Here is an 18,723-nt window from a genome sequence, read left to right as displayed (position 1 = left end):
GACCATGGCCGACACCTCCCTTGACCTCACCCTCGACGCCGCCGCGCTCACCGCGCGACTCGTCGACCTCCCCTCCGCGAGCGGCACCGAGAAGCCGCTCGCGGACGCCGTCGAGAGCGCGCTGCGCGCCCTGCCGCACCTCACCGTCGACCGGTTCGGCAACAACGTGATCGCCCGCACCGACCTCGGCCGGCCGGAGCGGGTGATCCTCGCCGGGCACATCGACACCGTGCCGATCGCGGACAACGTGCCCTCGCGGCTGGACGAGGACGGGGTCCTGTGGGGCTGCGGCACCTGCGACATGAAGTCCGGGGTCGCCGTGCAGCTGCGCATCGCGGCCACTGTCCCCGCCCCCAACCGGGACCTGACGTTCGTCTTCTACGACAACGAGGAGGTCGCGGCCGACCTCAACGGACTCAAGCACGTCGCCGAGGCCCACCCGGAGTGGCTGGAGGGCGACTTCGCGGTCCTGCTGGAACCCTCGGACGGCGAGGTGGAGGGCGGCTGCCAGGGCACCCTGCGCGTGCTGCTCAGGACCTCGGGCGAGCGGGCCCACTCGGCGCGGAGCTGGATGGGCTCCAACGCGATCCACGCGGCCGCGCCGATCCTGTCCCGGCTCGCCGCCTACGAACCCCGCCGCCCCGTCATCGACGGCCTGGAGTACCGCGAGGGCCTGAACGCCGTCGGCATCGGCGGTGGCGTCGCGGGCAACGTCATCCCCGACGAGTGCGTGGTCACGGTCAACTTCCGCTACGCCCCCGACCGCACCGAGGAGGAGGCCCTCGCCCACGTCCGGGAGGTCTTCGCGGACTGCGGGGTCGAGGAGTTCGTGGTCGACGACCACAGCGGCGGCGCGCTGCCCGGCCTCTCCCACCCGGCCGCGGCGGCCTTCATCGAGGCGGTCGGCGGCGAGCCGCGGCCCAAGTACGGCTGGACGGACGTCTCCCGCTTCTCCGCGCTCGGGGTTCCGGCGGTCAACTACGGCCCCGGCAATCCGTACTTGGCGCACAAGCGGGACGAAAGGGTGGACACCGCCAAGATCCTGGCGGGCGAGGAGCGGCTGCGGGCCTGGCTGACAAGCTGATCCGGGCCGGGCGGTGGGGCCGGTCCGCGGCGGACATGCCGAGGTCCCCCGCCCGTAACCCGCGGCGATCTACGCTGACCCGGAAGGTCCTGCACGTGGAGGGAGCGCACATGGCTACTGGCAACCCCGAGGGCAAGAAGCAGCCTCCGGAGGAACAGCGGCTCGGACCCGTCCTCCGCCGGCGCGGCCAGGTGACGGCCAGCACGACGGACCAGCGGCTGCTGGACGCGGGCGGGCCCTCGGACTGGGTCCACACGGACCCCTGGCGGGTGCTGCGCATCCAGTCGGAGTTCATCGAGGGCTTCGGCACGCTCGCCGAACTCCCGGCCGCGATCAGCGTGTTCGGCTCCGCGCGTACACCGGTGGACTCGGCGGAGTACGACGCGGGCGTACGGCTCGGACGAGGGCTCGTGGACGCGGGCTGGGCGGTGATCACCGGCGGTGGGCCCGGCGCCATGGAGGCGGCGAACAAGGGGGCGTGCGAGGCGGGTGGCGTCTCGGTCGGCCTCGGCATCGAGCTGCCCTTCGAGCAGGGGCTCAACCCCTACGTCGACATCGGCCTCAACTTCCGGTACTTCTTCGTCCGCAAGATGATGTTCGTGAAGTACGCGCAGGGGTTCGTGGTCCTGCCCGGCGGGCTCGGCACCCTGGACGAACTCTTCGAGGCGCTCACCCTCGTCCAGACCCAGAAGGTCACCCGCTTCCCGATCGTGCTCTTCGGCACCGAGTACTGGGGCGGCTTGGTCGACTGGCTCAAGAACACCCTGGTGGCCCAGGGCAAGGCCGCCGAGAAGGACCTCCTCCTGTTCCACGTCACGGACGACGTGGAGGAAGCGGTGGCCCTGGTCTCCAAGGAAGCGGGCCGCTAGCCACGGGGGCTCGGCCGGGGAGCGTCACGGCTCCCCGGCGGGGCCTCGCGGCCGCGCGGGCGGCGCGGGTGGCGAGACGGTCAGGCCAGGCCCCGGCGGGTGGCGGCGGGCTCGCGCCAGCCGGCGAGCGACGCCACCATGTCGAGCACCTGGCGCGTCTCGGCCACCTCGTGGACCCGGTACACCGTCGCCCCCAGCCACGCCGACACCGCGGTCGTCGCCAGCGTGCCGAGCAGCCGCTCCTTGACCGGCCGGTCCAGCGTCTCCCCGACGAAGTCCTTGTTGGACAGCGACACCAGCACCGGCCACCCCGTCCGCGCCATCTCCCCGAGCCGCCGCGTCGCCTCCAGGCTGTGCCGCGTGTTCTTCCCGAAGTCGTGCCCGGGATCGATCAGCACCGACTCCCGCGGCACCCCCAGCGCCACCGCCCGCTCGGCGAGCCCCACGGTCACCCGCAGGATGTCCGCCATCACGTCCTCGTACTCCACCCGGTGCGGCCGGGTCCGCGGTTGCGCCCCGCCCGCGTGGGTGCACACCAGCCCCGCCCCGTACCGCGCCGCGACCTCCGCGAGCCCCGGGTCCACCCCGCCCCACGCGTCGTTCAGCAGGTCCGCCCCGGCCTCGCACACCGCCTCGCCGACCTCGGCCCGCCAGGTGTCCACGCTGATCACCACGTCCGGGAACCGCCGCCGCACCTCCGCCACGAACCCGACCGTGCGCCGCGCCTCCTCCTCGGCGCCGACCTCGTCCCCCGGCCCGGCCTTGACCCCGCCGATGTCGACGATCGCCGCCCCCTCGGCCACCGCCTGCTCCACGCGGGCGAGCGCCGGCTCGTCACGGAAGGTGGCGCCCTGGTCGTAGAAGGAGTCCGGCGTCCGGTTCACGATCGCCATGATCACCTGCTCGTGCGGCCCGAATTCCCGCCTGCCCAGCCTGAGCATCGACTGTGACCTCTCCTCGTGCGTCCCGCCTTACGGCCGCCTGCGACCCTAACTGTCAGCGTCGCATGGCACGATCGGACCCTGACACTTTCGACAACGAGCACATCGAGCGTGGGGACCCAGCGATGGTTATGTTCTTGTTCCTGGTCGTCGCGCTGGCCGTGGTGGTCGCCGCGGTGACCCTCGCCGTGGTGGGCGGCGGCGAGAGCGCCCCCCTCCCGGAGGCCGCGCCGGACCGCCTGTCGGACCCGCTGCCCCTGGACCGCCCGGTCGGCCGCGCGGACGTGGAGAGCCTGCGCTTCCCCCTCGCCGTCCGCGGCTACCGCATGGCGGACGTGGACGACGCCCTGGGCCGACTCGCCGCGGAACTCGCGGAGCGCGACGCCCGGATCACCGACCTGGAGTCCGCCCTGGCCGGCGCCCAGTCCGCCGCGCACGTCCGGCTGGACAAGCCCGCCCACCCGGAGGACCACCAGTGAGCGACGGCGCCGCGGTCACCGGCCCGGACGGCCTGCCGCGCTGCCCGTGGGCGCTGTCCACGGAGGACTACGTGGCGTACCACGACGAGGAGTGGGGCCGCCCGGTCCACGGCGACGACGCCCTGTTCGAGCGCCTCAGCCTGGAGGCCTTCCAGTCGGGCCTGTCCTGGATCACGATCCTGCGCCGCCGCCCGGGCTTCCGCGCCGCCTTCGCGGACTTCCGGATCGAGAAGGTCGCGGCGTTCACCGACGACGACCGCACGCGCCTCCTCGCCGACCCGGGCATCATCCGCAACCGCGCGAAGATCGACGCCACGCTGGCCAACGCGCGGGTGCTCGCCGACTGGGCGCCCGACGAGCTGGACGCCCTGATCTGGTCCCACGCCCCGGACCGGGCCGCCCGCCCGGCCCCCGAGACCCTGTCCGACGTCCCCGCGATCACCCCGGAGTCGACGGCCCTGTCGAAGGAGCTGAAGAAGCGGGGCCTGCGCTTCGTCGGCCCGACCACGGCGTACGCCCTGATGCAGGCGTGCGGCCTGGTCGACGACCACCTGCGGGCCTGCGTGGCACGCACGCCCGCCGACTGAGGCGGCGCGCCCGCCCGCCCGTCCGGGTGGGACGGGCCCGGGGCGCCACCGCCTCCCGCGCCCGCCCCGCCGCGGCCGTCATCACCTCACCGGCCCAGATACCTCGGCCGCTGCTTCTTCACGAACGCCTCGACCGCGATCGTGTGGTCCTCTGAGGTGCCCGCCCGGGTCTGGAGCTCGTCCTCCTTGGCGAGCGTCTCGTCCAGGGTGTGGGTCAGCCCGTAGGCCACGGCCTCCTTGATCGCGGCGTACGCCACCGTCGGCCCCTCGGCGAGCGCCCGCGCGACGCCCTCCGCCTCGGTCCGCAGCTCGGCGGCCGGCACGATCCGGTTGGCGATCCCGAGGTCGTACGCCTCCTGCGCGCCGATGGTCCGGGGGAACAGCAGCAGGTCGGTGGCGCGCGAGGGCCCGACGACCCGCGGCAGCGTCCACGAGATCCCGGAGTCGGCGGTCAGCGCGACCCCGGCGAAGGAGGTGTTGAAGGACGCGGTGTCGGCCACCAACCGGTAGTCCGCCGCGAGCGCGAAGCCGAGGCCCGCGCCGGCCGCGACCCCGTTCACGGCGGCGACGACCGGCTTGGCCGCCCCGGTGAGCGCCCGCACGATCGGGTTGTAGTGCTCGCTCACCGTGGTCATCGTGTCGCGCGAGCCCGTCTCCCGGTCGGCCGCGAGCAGCCCGACGTGCTCCTTGAGGTCCTGGCCCACGCAGAACGCCCGGTCGCCCGCCGCGGTCAGCAGCACCGCCCGTACGGCGTCGTCGTCGGCCGCGGCCCGCGCCGCGTCCCGCAGGGCGGCCTTGGCGGCGATGTTCAGCGCGTTCATCGCCTCGGGGCGGTTCAGCGTGATCGTGGCGAGTCCGTCGGCCACCTCGTAGAGCACGGTGTCGGCCATGGCGCATCCCCTCCGGTGTCGCGGCCCGGACGTACCGAGCGGTACGCCGGTGTCTGGAGCACAGCATGGCGGAGAACTCCTTCCGGGACCCGGAGGGCACGTGTGACCTGCGTCAAAGAAAAGGACGACCGGAAGCCGACCGGAAGCCGACCGGAATTCGAGGGGGGAGATCCGCGCGGCGGCGCAGTATCGCAGTCACATCCCCGAATTGAGTGGTTTTGCTCGCGCGCGTTGCCCAAGCGATGCCGACTGATGTTGGTCATCGGGTCCCGAGATGCGGGATAATGGCCGGGAAGCAATGTGTTCGATGCCGGTGTCGCGTGTCCCGTGAGGGATCGCGTGCCCTCCCAGGGGCCGTCGGCTGACGATGAGCTGGGTTCAGGAAGGGGAACGAGCATGGCGGCCATGAAGCCGCGGACGGGCGATGGCCCGCTCGAGGTGACCAAGGAGGGGCGGGGCATCGTCATGCGCGTTCCGCTCGAAGGCGGCGGTCGGCTCGTCGTCGAGCTGACCCCTGACGAGGCCGAAGCGCTCGGCGACGCCCTCAAGAAGGTCGTCGTCTGACGCGGAAGCGACCATATCCTTCGGCTGCCCCGGTACCGCACGCGGTACCGGGGCAGCCGCTTTCGATGCGACCTCTCGGGGCCCGACGGCTCAGGGCTTGACGGCGCACAGCAGCCCGTCGCCCACCGGCAGCAGCGACGGCGTCAGCTCCTGGTTCTCGCGCACCGTCCGCAGCAGCTCCCGCACGCGCAGCACCTCGGTGGGCTGGGGACCCGAGTCGACGGTGCGCCCGTTGGTGAAGACGCCCTCGAACACGACCAGCCCGCCGGGCCGTAGCAGACGCAACGATTCAGCTAGATAGTCCAGATATTCCAGCCGGTCGCCGTCGCAGAAGACCAGGTCGTAGCCCGCGTCCGCGAGCCGCGGCAGCACGTCCAGGGCGCGGCCCGGGATGAACCGGGCCCGGTTGCTGGCGAAGCCGCAGGCCCGGAACGCCTGCCGGGCGAACTGCTGGTGCTCGGGCTCGGAGTCCACCGTGGTCAGCACCCCGTCCGGCCGCATGCCGAACAGCAGGTGCATCCCGGAGACGCCGCAGCCCGTGCCGATCTCCGCGACCGCCTTCGCGTCCACCGAGGCGGCCAGCAACCGCAGCGCGGCGCCCGTGCTGGGCGACACCGAGCGCAGCCCTGCCTCGCGAGCCCGCTCACGGGCCCAGCGCAGCGCGTCGTCCTCGGCGACAAAGGCGTCGGCGAACGCCCAGCTCGTCTGCCGGTTGCCGGTAATGACCCTCTCCTGTCCCCGTGGTTGCCTGGGCGTGACTGTATCCGTTGGCGCCGGGAACCCGCAGATGGGACCGGGCGTTTACAGGGGTGGGACGCCAGTCGGTGAGAGGACGGGGGACAGGGGATGGACCGGGACGCCGAGCAAGTGCTGACGCAGGCCCACGAGCCGTGTCAGCCCAGATCAAATTCTCGTAAAACCGCTTATCCGGAGCTAACGGGCGAGGTGGCTATGGTAGGGGCTCCACTGGACACCACCAGAGCCGACAGGGGAGGTGCGGCCGCGCCCGGAGACCGGGGAGGAGTGCTGCGGCGCTTCCTCGGGTCGGCAGGCAGGCCGAAATCCGTGAACGACACCGCTGCTGACCCCAGCCACACCGCCGGCCCCGCCGGCGAGGCCCAGACCGCGACCTTCGCCACCGACGGGGACGGGCAGACCTGGACTCCGCCCACGTGGGAGGAGATCGTCAGCATGCACAGCGGGCGCGTCTACCGGCTCGCCTACCGCCTCACGGGCAACCAGCACGACGCCGAGGACCTCACCCAGGAGGTCTTCGTGCGGGTCTTCCGCTCCCTGTCGACCTACTCGCCGGGCACGTTCGAGGGCTGGCTGCACCGCATCACCACCAACCTGTTCCTGGACATGGTCCGGCGCAAGCAGCGCATCCGCTTCGACGCCCTCGGGGAGGACGCGGCCGAGCGCCTGCCCAGCCGCGAGCCCACCCCGCAGCAGGCGTTCAACGACGCGCACTTCGACGCCGACGTCCAGCAGGCCCTCGACACCCTCGCACCCGAGTTCCGCGCCGCCGTCGTCCTGTGCGACATCGAAGGACTGTCGTACGAGGAGATCGCCGCGACCCTCGGAGTCAAGCTGGGCACGGTCCGCTCGCGCATCCACCGCGGCCGCTCCCAGCTCCGCAAGGCCCTCGCGCACCGCTCCCCGGAGGCGCGCGCCGCCGAGCGCCGCTCCTTCGTGCCCCGCGTTCCCGCTCTGGGAGGAGGGGGCGCGACCGCGTGAGTGGATCACGGCCGAACCCTGCGGAGGGACACCTCGCAGAGCAGCATCTGGGAGACCGGCTCTCCGCCCTGGTGGACGGGGAGCTGAGCCATGAGTCGCGTGAGCGCGTCCTCGCCCACCTGGCCACCTGCGCCAAGTGCAAGGCCGAGGCGGACGCCCAGCGGCGGCTGAAGAACGTCTTCGCGGAGGCGGCGCCCCCGCCGCCCTCCGAGAGCTTCCTGGCCCGCCTCCAGGGCCTGCCGGGGGGCGGTGACACGGACGGCGGCGGCCCGCCGCTCGACGGTCGAGGCTTCCTCGGCGACGCCGGGGTCTTCGACGCGGACGAGGACGACCGCTTCGAGTTCGCCTACGTGCCGGTGCGCCCCCAGGGGGCGCCCGCGCCGGCCGACCGCGGCTTCCGCATCCACCCCGTGGCGCGGCAGGACGCCGAGCGCCCCGCCTCGCGCGGGATGCGGTTCGCGTTCGTCGCCGCCGGGGCGGTCTCGCTGGCCGCGGTCGCCCTGGGCGGGGTGACCACGGGCATCCCCGGCGACTCCGCCGCGGACGCCCGCGGCGGCTCGGGCACGGGCAGCAACGTGACCCCGGCGCGCACGGCGGGCACCAGCGGGGCGACGGCACCCGACAGCCAGCGCCGCCGCTCGGTCGCGCCCCTGCTCGCGCAGAGCACGGTGATGGGGCAGCTGCCGGCGGCGCCGACCTCGGTGTCCGCGCCGCTGCTGCCCGGGATGTCCGCGGCGGGCGGGGCGCACCAGGTCGCGACCTCGCTGACCACGCCGGTCATGGCCGGCGCCGCAGCGATGTCCCCGCTGATACGTCCGCTGAACACCGACCCGCCGATCGCCCTGACCGCGTGGACGACCGCTCCCCAGGTCCCCGCGTCCGGTCTGCTCGCCGCGCCCGTCCCCGACACGACCGTCACCCCCACCTCGTACCCGGCTCCCTGACCGGGCCCCGCGCGACGCCTCCGCGAACCTGGTTGAATCCTGTGCGGGCCGTGCGCCGGGACTGCGTCGCGGGCACGGAGGAGACGTTCCGTGACCCCGCCGGTGTGCCGGGCCACGACCGGCGCTGGGGAGAACATGAACGAGGGGAACCCGACGGACGGACTGCCGTCCCCCGAGGACACCGAGCGGAACCCGGAGGCGGCGGTGGACGCCGTCGGCGCGCCTACGACGGCCGGGGAGCCGGGGAAGGCCGATCCGCCCGTGCCTGACGGTGGCGGTGCCGTCCACGACGCCGTGGCGCCGGGGACGGCCGACGCGGCCGAGGCCGGCGGGCGGGGTCCGGAGGGTGCGACGCGGGATGCCGCGGCGCCCGTGCCGGACGCGCGCTCGGCGGACGCCGTCCCGCGCGGTGCTGCCGAACCCGGGGGCGGGGACTTCGAGTTGGCCCTGCCCGTCGCCGGGCCGGTGAGCGACGACCTCCCCGCCGGTCCGGCGGTGGGCGAGCGGACGAGGCCGCTGCACGACCCCGACCCCTACGGCACCCCGCCCTACGGCCGACCGGGCCCCTGGGCCCCCGCCCCACCGGTCCAGCACCCCGCGGCGGCTCCCGCCGGGGACACGGACGCACCACCGCCGCAACCACCCCGGCCGACCGCCCCTGTCCCACCCCAGAAAGCAGCACCCGCGCCCGCGCCCGACCCGACAACCGACGAGCCGACGCCGACGGTGCCTCCGGCCGACGCCGACCCCTGGGGGCGTTATGACCCCTGGGGTGCGTCGGGGGCTCTTCAGCGGACCGGGGCTGTCGGGCCGGGTCTGGGCGGGCGGCGGCGTAGGGGCTGGAAGGCGGTCGTGGGGGGTGTGTTGGTCGTCGCGGTCGTGTCCGGCGTCGGCGGGGGGTTCGTGGGGTCGTATCTGGAGCGCAACGGGGGCGTGGGGACCGTGGAGTTGCCCCAGGCCGGGAAGGAGCCGTCGGGGCGGCCCGCCGACAGCGTCGCCGGGATCGCCGCCCGCGCCCTGCCCAGCGTCGTCACCCTGCACGTCACCGGCCGCCGCGAACAGGGCACCGGCACCGGCTTCGTCCTCGACACCCGCGGCCACATCCTCACCAACAACCACGTCGTCGAACCGGCGGGCCCCGGCGGCGACATCACGATCACCTTCAGCGGCGGCGACACCGCACCGGCCGAGGTCGTCGGCCGGGACAGCGGCTACGACCTCGCCGTCGTCCGGGTCAAGGGCGTCCGCGGCCTCACCCCCCTGCCCCTCGGCAACTCCGACAACGTCCAGGTCGGCGACCCGGTGGTGGCCATCGGCGCCCCCTTCGACCTCGCCAACACCGTCACCTCCGGGATCATCAGCGCCAAGGAACGCCCCATCACGTCCGGCGGCGACAACAACGGCAGCGACGTGTCGTACGTGGACGCGTTGCAGACCGACGCGCCCATCAACCCCGGCAACTCCGGCGGCCCCCTGCTCGACGCCAGGGCCCGTGTCGTCGGCGTCAACTCGGCCATCCGCTCCGCCGACGACGCCGCCGAGACGGAGGGCGGCCAGGCCGGCTCCATCGGCCTCGGCTTCGCCATACCCGTCAACCAGGCCAAACGCGTCGCCGAGGAACTGATCAACGACGGCCGGGCCACCCACCCGGTGATCGGCGTCACCCTCGACATGAACTACGACGGCGACGGCGCCCGCATCGGCAGCAGGGGCGGCGACGGCGGCCCCGCGGTGACCGTGGGCGGACCCGGCGACCGGGCCGGCCTCAAGTCCGGCGACGTCATCACGGAGGTCGACGGCCGGCGCGTCCACTCGGGCGAGGAACTGATCGTCAGGACCCGTGCCCACCGCCCCGGCGACCGCCTCGGCCTGACCGTCGAGCGCGCGGGCCACGAGCGGCGGGTGTCACTGGTACTGGGCTCGTCCGACCAGAACTGACAGAAACCTCACCTCGGGACAGTACCGGTCGGACAGGAACGCCGGGTACCGTGGACCCGGCCCGGACCACGGAACCACCCGCACCACACCACTGAGGGCCGAGGACCGAGGACATCGCAAGGAGCTTCAGGTGTTCAATGACATAGGACCGCTCGAACTGGTGACGCTCGTCGTGCTCGCCGTTCTCGTCTTCGGTCCGGACAAGCTCCCGAAGGTCATCCAGGACGTGATGCGCACGGTCCGGAAGATCCGAGAGTTCTCGGAGAACGCCAAGCAGGACATCCGCCAGGAACTCGGCCCGGAGTTCAAGGACTTCGAGTTCGAGGACCTCAACCCCAGGACGTTCATCCGCAAGCAGATGGACGGCGACGAACTGGGGCTCAAGGAACTCCGCAACGGCTTCGACCTGAAGAAGGAGATGGCGGAGGTCACGGACGCCGTCCACAGCCGCGACGGCGACTCGTCCTCGTCGTCGGCGTCGTCCCCTTCGGCGTCCGGGTCCACCCCGGGTGGCCGTATCGACATGACGAAGAAGCCCGAGGAGTCCGGAAAGGACGACCGGCCGCCCTTCGACGCGGACGCCACCTGAGCCGGTAGGGCCCTGAACTGCACGTCCCGGTGCGCCCGCGCACCGGGACGTGACGCGTTTCATACGCCGTACGCCCGTCGTGCACCGGGAACCGGCCCTCCGTGCACCCGGAATCGGCCGTCCTCACGACCCACGCACCGTTCGCTTTCGTGGCGGCCCGAAGCGGTGTGGATATGCTGCCGAGTTGTTGTGCGGACCGGACGAGTACGCCCGAAGGGGGGCGGGCCGCCCGATCCGACGAGAGCGAGGAGGCGTCCGGGCACATGGAGACGACAAGTGGGGCGGTCGCGCAGGCGCCCGGCGCGGAGGGCGGACGACAGTTCCCCTCCGCCCGGCGTACGGTCGACGGCTACCTGCTGGCGCCCTTCCCTTGGTACGGCCTCGACGAGGCGTTCACGGGGCCGCGCTGGCTGATGCAGGTGGGTACGGCGGCCGACGGGACCGTCGAGCACGGGGCGATCGGACACGGCGACGAGCCCTCGGTGCGCAACGAGCACGTGGTGGCCGCCGCCGCGAACGACCCCCGCGAGAAGTTCGCCGCCGTGGTCACCGTCGCGGCCAACCCCGTACGGCGCAGCCCCGACGGCACAGGTGTCCTGGAGGCCACGTCGGTGTCCTCCGCGGCCTGGCTGGCGGGTGTGGGGCTGCTGTCCTTCACCTGGCCCGGCCAGATGGACCACAGCCTGCGCGACGACTGGCTGGAGCAGCAGACCGAGACGGCGTGGGAGCTGGCCGACGACCTGTCGGGGCCGGAGTGGTCGACGCTGTCGCTGCCGGTGGACGGCGTGCCCACGTCCTTCCACTACCGGGAGTCGGAGTTCGGGTGGGTGCTCGCCGGGTCCACGCAGGCGGGGGTGCACGTGGGGGCGTACGGGAGGGGGATGAGCGCGTACGGGCTCGGGTTCGCGGTGGTCAAGGACATCGCCGCGTACGAGTGACGAACGAGGGGCGCCGACGGGTGTCGTGGCGCCCCTTCGCCGGTGGTGCCGTGCGGAGCCTCAGAACTTGTTCTTCGGCGTGAGCCCCAGGGACAGGCCCGAGAGGCCGCGCTGACGGCCACCCAGCTTGCCCGCGATGGCGCGCAGGGCCGTGCCCGCGGGGGAGTCGGGGTCGGTCAGGACCACCGGCTTGCCCTCGTCGCCGCCCTCACGGAGGCGGACGTCGATCGGGATGCTGCCGAGGACCGGGACCGTGGCGCCCGTGGTGCGGGTCAGGCCGTCGGCGACGGTCTGACCGCCGCCCGTGCCGAAGACGTCGACCATCTCGCCGCAGTGCGGGCAGGGCAGGCCCGACATGTTCTCGACGACGCCGACGATCTTCTGGTGCGTCTGCACGGCGATGGAACCCGCGCGCTCGGCGACCTCGGCCGCCGCCTGCTGAGGCGTCGTCACGACCAGGATCTCGGCGTTGGGGACCAGTTGGGCGACCGAGATGGCGATGTCGCCGGTGCCGGGCGGCAGGTCGAGCAGCAGGACGTCCAGGTCGCCCCAGTACACGTCCGCCAGGAACTGCTGGAGTGCCCGGTGGAGCATCGGACCGCGCCAGACGACCGGGGCGTTGCCCGGGGTGAACATGCCGATCGAGATGACCTTCACACCGTTCGCCGCCGGCGGCATGATCATGTTCTCGACCTGGGTGGGCCGCCCGTCCGCGCCGAGCATGCGCGGCACGCTGTGGCCGTAGATGTCGGCGTCCACGACACCGACCTTCAGACCGTCGGCCGCCATCGCCGCCGCCAGGTTCACCGTCACCGAGGACTTGCCGACGCCGCCCTTGCCGGAGGCGACCGCGTAGACCCGGGTCAGGTTGCCGGGCTTGGCGAAGGGGACCTCGCGTTCGGCCTGGCCGCCGCGGAGCGCGCTCGCCAGTTCTCTGCGCTGTTCGTCGCTCATCACGTCCAGCGTCACGTCGACGCCGGTCACGCCCTCGACCCGGGAGACCGCATCGGTCACCCGCCGCGTGATGGTCTCGCGCATCGGGCAGCCGGAGACCGTCAGGTACACGGTGACCGCGACCGCCCCGTCCGCCCCGATCTCCACCGATTTGACCATCCCCAGTTCGGTGATGGGTCGGTTGATCTCCGGGTCGTTCACCGTCGCCAGTGCCTCGCGCACCGCGTCTTCCGTAGCCATAACCACGATGGTACGGCGACCCTCCGGGCCCACGGAAAGCCCTGTCACCGGACTTCTGCGTCACGCCCCGGCGGCCGTCCGGATCACGGGGGCCGCTCCGGCCGCTCCGGCCACTCCGATCACTCGGGCCGCTCTGGCCGTTCCGCCGGGAGCGGCAGGTGTCCGTCGTGGCGGCGCCGGTCCTCCACCTCCTTGAGCAGGTCCTGGAACTCCGAGCGCATCCAGTCGCGGGTCGCCACCTCGCCGAGCCCCGTGCGCAGCGCCGCGATCTCGCGGGTCAGATACTCGGTGTCGGCGATCGACCGCTCGTTCTGCTTGCGGTCCTGCTCCAGGTTGACCCGGTCGCGGTCGTCCTGCCGGTTCTGCGCGAGCAGGATCAGCGGGGCCGCGTAGGACGCCTGGAGCGACAGCATCAGCGTCAGGAAGATGAACGGGTACTGGTCGAAGCGCAACCCGGCCGGCGCCGCGATGTTCCACAGCACCCACAGGATGATGACGACCGTCATCCAGACGATGAACCGTCCGGTGCCGAGGAAGCGCGCGATCTTCTCCGACAGCCGTCCGAAGGCGTCCGGGTCCCACTCGGGCAGCAGCCGGCGCCGGGGCGGACGCGGCTGGTCCAGACGGGGGGTGCGCGGCCTGGGGGCGGCCGTGGCACCGGTCGGGGTGCGTTCGCGGGCGGTGACCGTCTCGCGCTCAGGCGCCATGCGTGCTCGCCCCCTCGCCGACAGCGTCCCCCTGGTCCCCCTGATCCAGGTGGTACTCCGTCTCCCGCCAGTCCTCCGGCAGCATGTGGTCGAGCACGTCGTCCACGGTGACCGCGCCCAGCAGCGCACCGGCCTCGTCGACGACGGGCGCGGCGACCATGTCGTACGCGGCGAAGAACCCGGCGACGACCGGCAGCGCGGCGTCCGGCGCGAGGGTCTGGAGGTCGTCGTCGACGAGCGAGCTGACCAGCGTGTACGGCGGGTCGCGCAGCAGCCGCTGGAAGTGGACCGTGCCGAGGTACTTGCCCGTCGGCGTCTCGTCGGGCGGCCGGCACACGTACACCTGCGCGGCGAGGGCGGGGGAGAGGTCGGGGTTGCGGACCCGGGCGAGGGCGTCGGCGACGGTGGCGTCCGGCCGCAGCACGATCGGCTCGGTGGTCATCAGACCGCCCGCCGTGTGCTCCTCGTACGACATCAGCCGGCGCATGTCGGCGGCGTCGGAAGGCTCCATCAAGCCCAGCAGCCGTTCCTTGTCCGCCTCCGGCAGCTCGGCGAGCAGGTCGGCCGCGTCGTCCGGGTCCATGGCCTCCAGGACGTCCGCCGCGCGCTCCTCCTTCAGCTTGCCGAGGATCTCGATCTGGTCGTCCTCCGGCAGCTCCTCCAGCACGTCGGCGAGCCGGTCGTCGTCGAGGGCGGCGGCGACCTCGGCCCGGCGCTTGGCGGACAGGTGGTGCAGGACGTTGGCGAGGTCGACGGGGCGCAGTTGCTCGAACGTGGCGAGCAGGTTCTCGGCGCCCTGCCCGTGCTCCTCCAGCGAGAACCCGGTGACCGCCGACCACTCCACGGTCAGCGTCTCGCCCTTGGCGCGGCGGAAGGCGCCCCCCTTGCGGCCCTTGCGCACGAAGCACCGGTCGATCTCCCAGTCCCGGCGGGCCGGCAGCTGCTGCACCGCGAGGTCGAGGACGGTGACCTCCTCGCCCGTCTCGACGAGTGTGACCCGCCGGTCGAGCAGTTCCCCGAAGACCAGCCGCTCGGTGGGCCGCTGCTCGAAGCGGCGGACGTTGAGGACGCCGGTGGTGATGACCTGGCCGGTGTCGACGCCGGTCACCCGGGTCATGGGCAGGAAGATCCGGCGCCGCGTGGACAGTTCGACGACCAGCCCGAGCAGCCGCGGGGCCCGGCGGCCCACGCGCAGCATCACGACGAGGTCCCGCACCCGGCCCACCTGGTCGCCGTTCGGATCGAAGACGGCGACGCCGGCGAGGTGCGAGACGTAGATCCGGGGCGCGCCGGCTGCCATGGGAGTGCTTCCTTTGCCTACGGGACTGCTGCTGACCGCGTTCCTTTTCCGATTTGCCCGCTCGGTGGGCTTCAGGCTAGCCCGTCCGGATCGGGTACGCCCTGGTGAGCGGTCCGGACGGACTGGCTCCGCCCGGTGCGGGCGGCCCCGGTACGCTGCCGTACGCCGCTCAGGATCCGTCAGAAAGGCAGCCCCGCCTGTGACTGTCACCCGCCCGGTCCGAATCCGCCGTGCCGCGCTGTCGGCCGCGACGTGCGCACTGGTCGTGACGGGGGCGGCGGTGCTCACGGGGTGCAGCGAGGACCCGGACGCCGGCACCAACGGCGTCGGCAAGCTGCCCGCGGCGAAGATCCAGTCGGCCTCGCGCGCCGCGGCGGAGGCGGCCGGGACGGTGCGGGTGTCGGGGAGCGTGGTGACCAGCGGGCGCACGTACACGCTCGACATGCGGCTGAAGGACGACGGGGGGACCGGGTCGGTCAGCTCGAAGGGGGCGTCGTTCCGGCTGCTGCGGATCGGGGAGCAGCTGTACCTCAAGGCCGACTCGGGGTTCTGGAACCACGCCGACGGCGGCGGGGCCTCGGCGGCGGAGAAGCTGAGCGGGAAGTACGTGAAGGTGCCGCAGGGGGACCCGGCGTACCAGAAGTTCAGCGGCTTCACGGACAAGGACGCCCTCCTCGACGGTCTGCTGACCCTGCACGGCAAGCTGGCGACCGGGGGTCATCACACGCAGTCGGGTACCCGCACCATCCGCATCACCGGTGACGGGGGTTCGGGCGGCACGCTGGACGTCTCCCTGGAGGGCAAGCCCTATCCGCTCCGGCTGGAGCGGGGCGGCAAGGCGGGGACGCTCGGCTTCTCGGCCTGGGGCGAGCAGTTCGACGTGCCGGAACCCCCGAAGGACGAAACGGTCGACTACGGCCAACAACTGCCCACGTCGTAGGCGACGGTGGTCACCGGTCACCGGCCACCACGAAGAAACCCCCGCGACGGCGGTACTCGGCCGCTGCGGGGGTGTTCGGCGGTGCGGCGGTCAGCCCGCGGTCACTTCTTCCTGCGCCTGGCCAGGAGGCGGGGGAGGTTCGCCGGGGCCGGTCGGCGGGTGGTGGCCGGGGTCGGGAGCGGCGGGGCGGACTGTGCGTCGTCGGGGAGCGGTGCCGTCACACCCGTCGGTGTCAGCCGCAGCACCCGGCACTCCCGGGCCCAGCGGTCCGGCATCGCCTCGCCGTCCGTCGCGTTCAGCCGCTTGCCCTTCAGCTCGGCGACCGTCGCCTCCCACTCCTCGGACCCGGGCGCCAGCTCGGCCACTGCCGCGGTCCAGGCGACCAGCCGGCCGCCCTTGTCCTTGCTGCGCACGGTCACCTCGGCGGTGCCCCCGTCGACCAGTCCGGGCAGCGGCTGCTCCCCGGGCCCGTCACCGACCAGGCACACCGCGCCCTCGTGCCACACGTGCCACAGCGAACGCGCGGCCGGCGCCTCCGCACCCCTGACCCACACGAGGCCGGACTTCTTCGTGGCCTCCTCGACGAGCTCACTTGTCATGCGCTCAGCCTAGCCAGCGGACCCCCGTCGCGGCCCCGGTTCTCAGAGCCAGCCGTTGCGCTTCAGCGTGCGGTGGATGCCGAGGCAGAGGGCGACCGTGATCCCCATGATCACCGGGTAGCCGTACTTCCAGTGCAGCTCGGGCATGTACTTGAAGTTCATCCCGTACACACCGCACACCATCGTCGGCACCGCGATGATCGCCGCCCACGCCGTGATCTTGCGCATGTCCTCGTTCTGCGCGACCGACGCCTGCGCCAGATTGGCCTGGAGGATGGAGTTGAGCAGTTCGTCGAACCCGATCACCTGCTCCTGCACCCGGGCCAGGTGGTCGGCGACGTCGCGGAAGTACTTCTGGATGTCCGGGTCGATCAGCCGCATCGGCCGCTCGCTCAGCAGCTGCATCGGCCGCAGCAGCGGCGACACCGCCCGCTTGAACTCCAGCACCTCACGCTTGAGCTGGTAGATCCGCGCCGAGTCCACACCGCGCGACACCCCGCCCCGGCGCCCCGGCGAGAAGACCTCCGTCTCCACCTCGTCGATGTCGTCCTGCACCGCGTCGGCGACCGCGATGTAGCCGTCGACCACGTGGTCGGCGATGGCGTGCAGCACCGCCGAGGGGCCCTTGGCGAGCAGCTCCGGGTCGTCCTGGAGCCGGTGCCGCAGCGCCCGCAGCGAGCCCTGCCCGCCGTGCCGGACGGTGATGAAGAAGTCCCGGCCCGTGAAGCACATGACCTCACCGGTCTCCACGACCTCGCTGTTCGCGGTGAGCCGGTCGTGCTCGACGTAGTGGATGGTCTTGAACACGGTGAACAGCGAGTCGTCGTACCGCTCCAGCTTCGGCCGCTGGTGCGCCTGCACGGCGTCCTCGACGGCCAGCGGGTGCAGCCCGAACTCGCTTGCGATCCCGGAGAATTCGGCCTCGGTCGGCTCGTGCAGGCCGATCCACACGAAGCCGCCGTCACGGCGTACCTGCCGCATCGCCTCGTGCGGCGTCAGCGGTCCCGGGCTCTGCACTCTGGCGCCGTCGCGGTAGACGGCGCAGTCGACCACGGCCGACGGGGTCGAGGGGTCGCGCGTCGTGTCGTAGGCACCGGTGTCCACGCGCAGTCCGCCCTTGCGCAGCGACGGACGGGAGGGACGGACCACGGCACGCAGGTCACGGATCATCGACATGGGGCAGGCTCTCCTTCGCAAGTGGCAGCGAAAGACCGCATGCGGCGGGTGGAACTACCCGGAATGAGGACGTCCTGAGTGCGGATGTTTGGCACGTCCACAAAGCGGGGAGCACCGCACCGTCGCGGTGGCGTTTTCGCTACTGAGTCAGATCACGCGGATCAGAAAGATCAGGCAAAGCGAAACGAAGCGCTCTTCCGTATGACGAAGCAGACGTGAAGGTGGCGGCCAGCCGGAGCAACTACATCAACGGCCGGAAGAGCGAGTGGTACTGCACGGTCGACTTCGATCCATGACAGCCCCACCTCCTCCGGCCGGTCCCTCGTAAGGGAGTCCCAGCGGCGTCGGGACCCGATCGCGGCTCCTCCGGTGCTGTCGGAGGGCCCAGGGGCCTGGGGTCAACCCAGTGCGCTGTCCCGAACCACCGGCCCAGAGTAGCAGCCGCCCGAAGTGTCAAGGCGCCGCTTTGCCCGCTACTGACGAGTTCTATGCTCCCCGCATGGTTGATGTTCTCCCCCTTGTCGAGGCACGGTTGAGCACGGCGCTCGGCCGGCCGGACGCGCGCGCCGCCGTCACCTTCCTCGGCACGGACCGCATCGAGGTGCTCCGCTTCCACGAGGGGGACGTCGTCCGCTACGCCACGCTCGGGATGTCCGCGCACCCCATGGCGGACCCCACCGCGGTGCTCGCCGACCCCGTGAAGGGCCCCCGCGCCGAACTCGTCCTCTCCGTGCGCGCCGGGCTCGCCGACACCGACAAGATGCTCCGCCCGCTGGCCGTGCTCGGCGCGTCCCCGCAGGTCGAGGGTGTCGTCGTCGCTCCCGGCGCTTCACTGGACGTCGGTGAGTCGCTGTGGCCCGGGGCCCCCTTCACCTCGGTCCTGGTGGGCGAACCGGGCGGCCTGGTCGAGGACCTGGAGCTCGACGAGCCGATGGACGCCGTACGGTTCCTGCCGCTGCTGCCGATGACGCCCAACGAGGCCGCGTGGAAGCGGGTGCACGGCGCCCAGGCCCTCCAGGAACGCTGGCTCGCGCACGGGACGGACCTGCGCGACCCGGCCCGCGCGACGGTCCCGCTCGACTGACGCCCTTCCGCCGGCCGGGTGACGGAACTCACCAACACCCGTCCGGATCCCACCGGTTGGGGAACGGTGACGCCCGGTCCCGGCCCGGCCCACGGGTCCGCGCCGGCGGCCGGGGAAGGTCGCTCCCCGGGGTCACGTCGTCCGGTCGGGTGATCGTCCTTGA

Annotated in this window: 20 protein-coding genes; 12 read left to right on the top strand and 8 right to left on the bottom strand. The window is 72.6% G+C overall.

Features of this window, described 5'->3' with window-relative positions; genetic code table 11:
* Positions 1-4: 4 nt before the first annotated feature.
* Complete coding sequence (dapE, locus tag AB0F77_RS00525; RefSeq protein WP_361938973.1) at positions 5-1,084, top strand: succinyl-diaminopimelate desuccinylase; 1,080 nt, start codon at positions 5-7, stop codon at positions 1,082-1,084.
* Between the two features lie 110 nt (positions 1,085-1,194).
* A complete protein-coding gene (locus AB0F77_RS00520) occupies positions 1,195-1,953 on the top strand; it encodes a TIGR00730 family Rossman fold protein (protein WP_361938970.1) in 759 nt (252 codons plus the stop codon).
* An 80-nt stretch (positions 1,954-2,033) separates the two neighbouring features.
* Here the strand turns inward: AB0F77_RS00520 and folP are convergent, their stop codons facing one another.
* Positions 2,034-2,894, bottom strand: coding sequence for a dihydropteroate synthase (gene folP / locus AB0F77_RS00515; protein ID WP_361938967.1), 861 nt, complete (start codon positions 2,892-2,894; stop codon positions 2,034-2,036).
* A gap of 125 nt (positions 2,895-3,019) precedes the next feature.
* Here folP and AB0F77_RS00510 point away from each other — a divergent pair, with 125 nt between their 5' ends.
* On the top strand, positions 3,020-3,373 hold the full coding sequence (locus AB0F77_RS00510) for a DivIVA domain-containing protein (RefSeq protein WP_361938964.1): 354 nt from the start codon (positions 3,020-3,022) through the stop codon (positions 3,371-3,373).
* Complete coding sequence (locus tag AB0F77_RS00505; RefSeq protein ID WP_361938962.1) at positions 3,370-3,960, top strand: DNA-3-methyladenine glycosylase I; 591 nt, start codon at positions 3,370-3,372, stop codon at positions 3,958-3,960. Before AB0F77_RS00510 ends, AB0F77_RS00505 begins: the two co-directional genes overlap by 4 nt.
* An 86-nt stretch (positions 3,961-4,046) precedes the next feature.
* On the opposite strand, the gene AB0F77_RS00500 is transcribed toward AB0F77_RS00505, so the two are convergent.
* Positions 4,047-4,850: an enoyl-CoA hydratase-related protein gene (locus tag AB0F77_RS00500; RefSeq protein WP_361938959.1), complete on the bottom strand. Its 804-nt coding sequence runs from the start codon at positions 4,848-4,850 to the stop codon at positions 4,047-4,049.
* Between the two features lie 396 nt (positions 4,851-5,246).
* Here AB0F77_RS00500 and AB0F77_RS00495 point away from each other — a divergent pair, with 396 nt between their 5' ends.
* The gene (locus tag AB0F77_RS00495; protein ID WP_018544333.1) at positions 5,247-5,414 is read left to right on the top strand and encodes a DUF3117 domain-containing protein; all 168 of its coding nucleotides are present in this window, start codon (positions 5,247-5,249) and stop codon (positions 5,412-5,414) included.
* 90 nt (positions 5,415-5,504) lie between these two features.
* On the opposite strand, the gene AB0F77_RS00490 is transcribed toward AB0F77_RS00495, so the two are convergent.
* A complete protein-coding gene (locus tag AB0F77_RS00490; protein ID WP_361939640.1) occupies positions 5,505-6,203 on the bottom strand; it encodes an O-methyltransferase in 699 nt (232 codons plus the stop codon).
* 234 nt (positions 6,204-6,437) lie between these two features.
* On the opposite strand from AB0F77_RS00490, the gene sigE reads away from it, so the two are divergent.
* The 5 genes from sigE to AB0F77_RS00465 all read left to right on the top strand — a co-directional run bounded on the left by sigE (position 6,438) and on the right by AB0F77_RS00465 (position 11,560).
* Positions 6,438-7,151, top strand: a complete 714-nt coding sequence (gene sigE, locus AB0F77_RS00485; RefSeq protein WP_361938956.1) for an RNA polymerase sigma factor SigE — start codon at positions 6,438-6,440, stop codon at positions 7,149-7,151.
* A complete protein-coding gene (locus tag AB0F77_RS00480; RefSeq protein ID WP_361938953.1) occupies positions 7,148-8,095 on the top strand; it encodes an anti-sigma factor in 948 nt (315 codons plus the stop codon). The genes sigE and AB0F77_RS00480 overlap by 4 nt, the downstream gene beginning before the upstream one ends.
* 135 nt (positions 8,096-8,230) lie before the next feature.
* A complete protein-coding gene (locus tag AB0F77_RS00475; protein ID WP_361938950.1) occupies positions 8,231-10,033 on the top strand; it encodes a trypsin-like peptidase domain-containing protein in 1,803 nt (600 codons plus the stop codon).
* A gap of 130 nt (positions 10,034-10,163) precedes the next feature.
* Positions 10,164-10,622, top strand: a complete 459-nt coding sequence (locus AB0F77_RS00470; RefSeq protein ID WP_361938947.1) for a sec-independent translocase — start codon at positions 10,164-10,166, stop codon at positions 10,620-10,622.
* Between the two features lie 263 nt (positions 10,623-10,885).
* Complete coding sequence (locus tag AB0F77_RS00465) at positions 10,886-11,560, top strand: hypothetical protein (RefSeq protein WP_361938944.1); 675 nt, start codon at positions 10,886-10,888, stop codon at positions 11,558-11,560.
* Between the two features lie 60 nt (positions 11,561-11,620).
* On the opposite strand, the gene AB0F77_RS00460 is transcribed toward AB0F77_RS00465, so the two are convergent.
* The 3 genes from AB0F77_RS00460 to AB0F77_RS00450 all read right to left on the bottom strand — a co-directional run bounded on the left by AB0F77_RS00460 (position 11,621) and on the right by AB0F77_RS00450 (position 14,761).
* Positions 11,621-12,754, bottom strand: a complete 1,134-nt coding sequence (locus AB0F77_RS00460; RefSeq protein WP_361938941.1) for an Mrp/NBP35 family ATP-binding protein — start codon at positions 12,752-12,754, stop codon at positions 11,621-11,623.
* 119 nt (positions 12,755-12,873) lie between these two features.
* Entirely contained in the window at positions 12,874-13,461 is a 588-nt protein-coding gene (locus AB0F77_RS00455) for a DUF1003 domain-containing protein (RefSeq protein ID WP_361938938.1), read from the bottom strand.
* A complete protein-coding gene (locus tag AB0F77_RS00450) occupies positions 13,451-14,761 on the bottom strand; it encodes a CBS domain-containing protein (RefSeq protein WP_361938935.1) in 1,311 nt (436 codons plus the stop codon). Before AB0F77_RS00450 ends, AB0F77_RS00455 begins: the two co-directional genes overlap by 11 nt.
* 199 nt (positions 14,762-14,960) lie before the next feature.
* Here AB0F77_RS00450 and AB0F77_RS00445 point away from each other — a divergent pair, with 199 nt between their 5' ends.
* Positions 14,961-15,701 (top strand): hypothetical protein, encoded by a 741-nt coding sequence (locus AB0F77_RS00445; RefSeq protein WP_361938932.1) that lies wholly within the window; start codon positions 14,961-14,963, stop codon positions 15,699-15,701.
* A 101-nt stretch (positions 15,702-15,802) separates the two neighbouring features.
* Here AB0F77_RS00445 and AB0F77_RS00440 read toward each other — a convergent pair whose 3' ends face one another.
* A complete protein-coding gene (locus tag AB0F77_RS00440) occupies positions 15,803-16,300 on the bottom strand; it encodes a hypothetical protein (RefSeq protein ID WP_361938929.1) in 498 nt (165 codons plus the stop codon).
* Positions 16,301-16,342: 42 nt separating this feature from the next.
* Entirely contained in the window at positions 16,343-17,476 is a 1,134-nt protein-coding gene (locus AB0F77_RS00435) for a magnesium and cobalt transport protein CorA (RefSeq protein WP_361938926.1), read from the bottom strand.
* A gap of 499 nt (positions 17,477-17,975) precedes the next feature.
* On the opposite strand from AB0F77_RS00435, the gene AB0F77_RS00430 reads away from it, so the two are divergent.
* On the top strand, positions 17,976-18,560 hold the full coding sequence (locus tag AB0F77_RS00430) for a suppressor of fused domain protein (RefSeq protein WP_361938923.1): 585 nt from the start codon (positions 17,976-17,978) through the stop codon (positions 18,558-18,560).
* Positions 18,561-18,723 lie beyond the last annotated feature (163 nt).

The organism is Streptomyces sp. NPDC026672, from assembly GCF_040638185.1.
Lineage (GTDB): Bacteria > Actinomycetota > Actinomycetes > Streptomycetales > Streptomycetaceae > Streptomyces.
This window is presented reverse-complemented; position numbering and strand designations above follow the sequence as displayed.

Coding starts and splice junctions, on each gene's coding strand:
- dapE (WP_361938973.1), top strand. CDS start 5: ATGGCCGACACCTCCCTTGACCTCACCCTCGACGCCGCCGCGCTCACC.
- AB0F77_RS00520 (WP_361938970.1), top strand. CDS start 1,195: ATGGCTACTGGCAACCCCGAGGGCAAGAAGCAGCCTCCGGAGGAACAG.
- folP (WP_361938967.1), bottom strand. CDS start 2,894: ATGCTCAGGCTGGGCAGGCGGGAATTCGGGCCGCACGAGCAGGTGATC.
- AB0F77_RS00510 (WP_361938964.1), top strand. CDS start 3,020: ATGGTTATGTTCTTGTTCCTGGTCGTCGCGCTGGCCGTGGTGGTCGCC.
- AB0F77_RS00500 (WP_361938959.1), bottom strand. CDS start 4,850: ATGGCCGACACCGTGCTCTACGAGGTGGCCGACGGACTCGCCACGATC.
- AB0F77_RS00495 (WP_018544333.1), top strand. CDS start 5,247: ATGGCGGCCATGAAGCCGCGGACGGGCGATGGCCCGCTCGAGGTGACC.
- AB0F77_RS00475 (WP_361938950.1), top strand. CDS start 8,231: ATGAACGAGGGGAACCCGACGGACGGACTGCCGTCCCCCGAGGACACC.
- AB0F77_RS00465 (WP_361938944.1), top strand. CDS start 10,886: ATGGAGACGACAAGTGGGGCGGTCGCGCAGGCGCCCGGCGCGGAGGGC.
- AB0F77_RS00460 (WP_361938941.1), bottom strand. CDS start 12,754: ATGGCTACGGAAGACGCGGTGCGCGAGGCACTGGCGACGGTGAACGAC.
- AB0F77_RS00455 (WP_361938938.1), bottom strand. CDS start 13,461: ATGGCGCCTGAGCGCGAGACGGTCACCGCCCGCGAACGCACCCCGACC.
- AB0F77_RS00450 (WP_361938935.1), bottom strand. CDS start 14,761: ATGGCAGCCGGCGCGCCCCGGATCTACGTCTCGCACCTCGCCGGCGTC.
- AB0F77_RS00440 (WP_361938929.1), bottom strand. CDS start 16,300: ATGACAAGTGAGCTCGTCGAGGAGGCCACGAAGAAGTCCGGCCTCGTG.
- AB0F77_RS00435 (WP_361938926.1), bottom strand. CDS start 17,476: ATGTCGATGATCCGTGACCTGCGTGCCGTGGTCCGTCCCTCCCGTCCG.
- AB0F77_RS00430 (WP_361938923.1), top strand. CDS start 17,976: ATGGTTGATGTTCTCCCCCTTGTCGAGGCACGGTTGAGCACGGCGCTC.